Source organism: Promicromonospora sp. NPDC057488, from assembly GCF_042802395.1.
Classification (GTDB): Bacteria; Actinomycetota; Actinomycetes; order Actinomycetales; family Cellulomonadaceae; genus Promicromonospora.
Genome location: NZ_JBHVEG010000291.1, coordinates 1 through 4,549 on the forward strand (window position 1 = coordinate 1; position 4,549 = coordinate 4,549).

3 protein-coding genes are annotated in these 4,549 nt (G+C 74.0%); all 3 read right to left on the reverse strand.

Features of this window, described 5'->3' with window-relative positions; all coding sequences use genetic code 11:
- Positions 1–118 precede the first annotated feature (118 nt).
- From cobA to ACFU5G_RS29235, 3 genes are read right to left on the reverse strand one after another with little or no spacing between them, the layout of a single operon-like run.
- Entirely contained in the window at positions 119–1,432 is a 1,314-nt protein-coding gene (cobA, locus tag ACFU5G_RS29225) for a uroporphyrinogen-III C-methyltransferase (protein WP_377252530.1), read from the reverse strand.
- A complete protein-coding gene (locus ACFU5G_RS29230) occupies positions 1,425–2,285 on the reverse strand; it encodes a phosphoadenylyl-sulfate reductase (RefSeq protein WP_377252532.1) in 861 nt (286 codons plus the stop codon). Before ACFU5G_RS29230 ends, cobA begins: the two co-directional genes overlap by 8 nt.
- The gene (locus tag ACFU5G_RS29235; protein ID WP_377252534.1) at positions 2,282–4,027 is read right to left on the reverse strand and encodes a nitrite/sulfite reductase; all 1,746 of its coding nucleotides are present in this window, start codon (positions 4,025–4,027) and stop codon (positions 2,282–2,284) included. The genes ACFU5G_RS29230 and ACFU5G_RS29235 overlap by 4 nt, the downstream gene beginning before the upstream one ends.
- Between the last annotated feature and the right edge of the window lie 522 nt (positions 4,028–4,549).

Here is a 4,549-nt window from a genome sequence, read left to right on the forward strand (position 1 = left end):
TCGATGGACCGGTCTCGACGCAACCGACCGAAGTCGTCTGCGCTGCTGTCAGAAGGGTTCCGTTGAGTGCTGGATGGCCGGCCGGTTGGTGGCCTTCGCGCGGGCGAGCATCCAGCACTCAACGAGCTTGGTCGGCCTGCCAGGCCGGGCTGAGGCGGACGACGTCGCCCACCACGATGATCGCCGGGGGCTTCACGCCCGCCGCCGCGGCTCTCGCCGCGATCGTGGACAGGGTGCCGACGGTGACGCGCTGGCGCGGGCCGTAGCCGTCCTCGACCACGGCGGCCGGGGTGCCCGCCGGGCGGTCCGCGGTGATCAGCGCGGCCGCCGTGTCGGCCAGGTGGGTCACGCCCATGAGCAGCACGAGCGTGTGGTCGGGCCCGCCCGGCACCTGCGCGGCGCCGTCGTGCCCGGTCAGGACGCTGAAGCCGCGCGCGACGCCGCGGTGCGTCACCGGGATGCCGACCGCCGCCGGCACGGAGACCGCCGACGTCACGCCCGCGACCACCTCGACCTCGATGCCCGCGTCGCGGCACGCCGCGAGCTCCTCGCCGCCCCGGCCGAACACGTACGGGTCGCCGCCCTTGAGCCGGACGACGTCGCGCCCCGCCTGCGCGTGCTGCACCAGCAGCGCGTTGATCTCGTGCTGCGGCACCGGGTGGTTGCCGCTGGTCTTGCCGACGTCGATCACCTCGACCTCGGGGGCGAGCTCGTCCAGCAGGGCGCGGGGGCCGAGCCGGTCCACGACGACGACGTCGGCCTGGGCGAGCACCGAGCGGCCCCGGGTCGTGATGAGGCCGGTGTCGCCCGGCCCGCCGCCGACGAGCCAGACGCGGCCTGGCTTGCCGCCCGCGCGCGGGCGGTGGCGGCGCAGCGGGAGCGCGCCCGAGGCGAGCTGGCCCGCGACCGCGTCCCGGATCGCCCGCGCGCGCCGCGGGTCCCGGCCGGCGTTCACCGCGACGGTCACCTCGGCGTCGTCGGTCAGCGTGGTGCGGGCGACCGCGGGGACCCACGCGCTGCCCACGGACGCGTCGCCCGCGGTGACGCAGAAGATCCGGGCGCGCTCGGCGTCGTCGGCCACCTGCTGGTCGGCCGCGGCCGAACCCGTCGCGGTGTGCGCGAGCCAGGCCCCGTCGAGGTCGCCCGGCCGGTATTCGCGCCGGACCCACTGCACGGTCCCGGGCTCGGGCTCGCCGCCGACGGGCTCGCTGCCCGCAATCTCCGGCACGACGGCGATGCCCTGCTCCCCGAGCACGGAGTGCGGCGCGACGACGCGCACCCGCGCGCCGGCGTCGACCAGGGAGCGGACGCGCCGCGCGGCGACGGGCCCGCCGCCGACCACGACGACGAGCCGTCCCGCGACCTGGAGCCCCAGCGGATAGATCTGGCCGCCGCCGGAGCGCGCGGCGTCGGACCGTGCGGCGTCAGACATGGAGACCGCACTCGTCCTTGTCGCGCCCGGCCCAGCGGCCGGAGCGCGCGTCCTGACCCGGCAGCGGGCGCGCGGTGCAGGGCTCGCAGCCGACCGACGGGTAGCCGTCGGCCAGGAGCGGGTTCGCCACCAGGCCGTGCCGGGCGGCGTAGTCGGTGACCTGCTCGTCGGACCAGGCCGCGAGCGGGTTGATCTTGACCACGCCGTTGCGCTCGTCCCAGGTGATGAGCGGCGCGTTGGCGCGGGCCGCCGTCTCGCTGCGGCGCACGCCGGTGGCCCACGCCTCGTAGCCCTCCAGGGCCTTCTTCATCGGGGCGACCTTGCGCATCGCGCAGCACGCCTCGGGGTCGCGGTCGTGCAGCCTCGGCCCGTACGCGGCGTCCTGCTCGGCGACCGTCAGCTCGGGGCGCACGTCCACGACGTTCACGTCCAGCTCCAGGTCGACGGCGCCCCGCGTGCCGAGCGTCTCCGCGAAGTGGTAGCCCGTGTCGCCGAACAGCACGTCGACGAACGGGAGCTGCTGCGCCACGAGGTGCGACAGCACGGTGTCCTGCATCGAGGAGGCCACGGTCAGCCACGGGCCGAACTCGCGGACGGCCCAGGCGATGACCGCCTCGGCGTCGGCCTCGGGGTTGCCGGGGGACGCATGCAGCTGGGCCTGCCCGCGCTCCACGACCGCCCGCAGCTCCTCCGGGGTCCGACGGCGGCGCGTGGCCCGGGCGTCCCGGCGCGCGTCGCGGATGCTCTCGCGGGCCGCGGCCCGGGCGCGGACCCGTGCGAGGCGCGGGTTCTCGCCCGCGCTGAGCCCGGAGAGCGCGACGGAGGACGTCGGCGCCTCGTTGAGGGCCGTCATCGGAGGGCCTCCTCGTCGGCGCGGTGCGCCCACTGCGCGAACGTCTCCTCGCCGTCGTGGTCGGCGTCGAACCGGCGCACGACCCGCTCCACGTAGTCGCCGATGCCGTCGGCGGTCACCTTGAGCCCGCGCACGGTGCGCCCGAGCCCGGCGTCGTCCCGCTCCTCCGAGGTCAGGCCGCCACCGAGGTGCACCTGGAAGCCGGGCACCTGGTTGCCGTCGTCGTCCATCACGAGCTGGCCCTTGAGGCCGATGTCGGCCGTCTGGATGCGGGCGCACGAGTTGGGGCAGCCGTTGACGTGCAGGCTGAGCGGCTTGAGGTGGCTCAGGTCGCCGAGGCGCTCCTCGAGCTGCGTGATCGCCGCCGCCGACGTCGCCTTGGTCTCGACGATCGCGAGCTTGCAGTACTCGATGCCGGTGCAGGCGATGGTGTTGCGGCGGAACGGGCTGGGCCGGGCCTGCAGGCCGAGCTCGGCCAGGCCGGCGATCAGGGGCTCGACCTGCTCCTGCTCGACGTCGAGCACCAGCAGCTTCTGGTGCGGCGTCAGGCGGACACGGCTGCTGCCGTGCGCCTCGGCGAGGTCGGCCAGCTCGGCCAGGGTCTCGCCCGAGACCCGCCCGACGGTCGGCGCGGCGCCGACGTAGAAGCGCCCGTCGTGCTGCTCGTACACGCCCACGTGGTCGCCGCGCTCGTCCAGGCCCAGGGAGGCGGGGGTCGGCGGTGCGACGCCGTCGGGCAGCGCGTAGCCGAGGTACTCGTCCTGCAGGACCTGGCGGAACTTCTCCGTGCCCCAGTCGGCGAGCAGGAACTTGAGGCGCGCCTTGTTGCGCAGCCGGCGGTAGCCGTAGTCGCGGAAGATCCGGATCACGCCGTGCCAGACGTCGGGCGCCTCCTGCTCCGTGACGAACACGCCGAGGCGCTCCGCGAGGCGCGGCGCCGTCGACAGGCCGCCGCCCACCCACAGGTCGTAGCCGATGCCGAGCTCGGGGTGGTCGACGGCGACGAAGGAGATGTCGTTGATCTCGTGCACCACGTCGAGGCTCGGGTGGCCGGTGATCGCCGACTTGAACTTGCGCGGCAGGTTGGCCAGGGCGGGATCGCCGATGAAGCGCTCCTGGATCTGCTCGATCACGGGCGTCGGGTCGATCAGCTCGTCCTTGGCGACGCCGGCGACTGGGCTACCTAGGATGACGCGCGGCACGTCGCCGCAGGCCTCCGTGGTGCTCAGGCCCACGGCCTCCAGCCGGCGCCAGATCTCCGGCACCGACTCGACCTCGATCCAGTGCAGCTGCAGGTTCTGCCGGTCGGTGATGTCCGCCGACCCGCGGCCGAACTCCGTGCTGATGCCCGCGATGGTGCGCAGCTGCTCGGTGGTGAGGGCGCCGCCGTCGATCCGCACGCGCAGCATGAAGTACTTGTCCTCGAGCTCGTGCGGCTCGAGCTGGGCGGTGCGGCCGCCGTCGATCCCGGGCTTGCGCTGCGTGTACAGGCCCCACCAGCGGAACCGGCCGTGCAGGTCGTCACCGGGGATGGCGTCGAAGCCCTCCTTGGCGTAGATGCGTTCGATGCGGTCGCGCACCTCCAGCGGGTCCGACTCCTGCTTGAACTCCTCGTTGTGGTTCAGCGGCGTGGTGCCGTCGACCTTCCACTGGCCGTTCGGCCGGGCGGGGCGCTTCGACGTCGTCGGCGTGCGTCGTGCCGGGGTGCGGGTCTCGGGCGGGGTGGGAGCCGTGTTCACCATGTGCGGGGTCCTGTTCGGTGCGGGGCGCGCGGGCGTGGAGCGTGCTGGGGGGAGTGGTGCGCGTCGTGCGGGCACAAGAAGCCGGTTCCCGGGGATGACCAGGGACTCAGCGCTGCGGGCCGGCGGCGCGCGCTGACCTTGCAGGGGGCGAGGGGCGCGTCAGGGCTGACAGCTGCGACAGCGGTCGCAGGCACAGGTCGGCATGGCACACATGGGCATCTCGTGACGGGTTGTCACGAGGGAGATGCGCGCTGCCTTGGTCATGGCGAAGACGGTAACTGCGGCTCGGAACGGGCGGAAGACCATGTCCATATAGTGGATGTCTATTGAGTGCATCAATGTTGCCTATGTATTTCCCTACCCAAACGGTCGGGAAACTGGGTGTGCACCGAGGCGCGAGGCGCGAGGCGCGAGGCGCGAGGCGCGAGGCGCGAGGCGCGGGGCCGCGAGGTCGGCAGGTCGCTGGGCGCGCCTGGCCGGGTCGGCAGTTGGCATTGAGGTCGGCACAGGCCTGTGCCGACC

Coding starts and splice junctions, on each gene's coding strand:
- cobA (WP_377252530.1), bottom strand. CDS start 1,432: ATGTCTGACGCCGCACGGTCCGACGCCGCGCGCTCCGGCGGCGGCCAG.
- ACFU5G_RS29230 (WP_377252532.1), bottom strand. CDS start 2,285: ATGACGGCCCTCAACGAGGCGCCGACGTCCTCCGTCGCGCTCTCCGGG.
- ACFU5G_RS29235 (WP_377252534.1), bottom strand. CDS start 4,027: ATGGTGAACACGGCTCCCACCCCGCCCGAGACCCGCACCCCGGCACGA.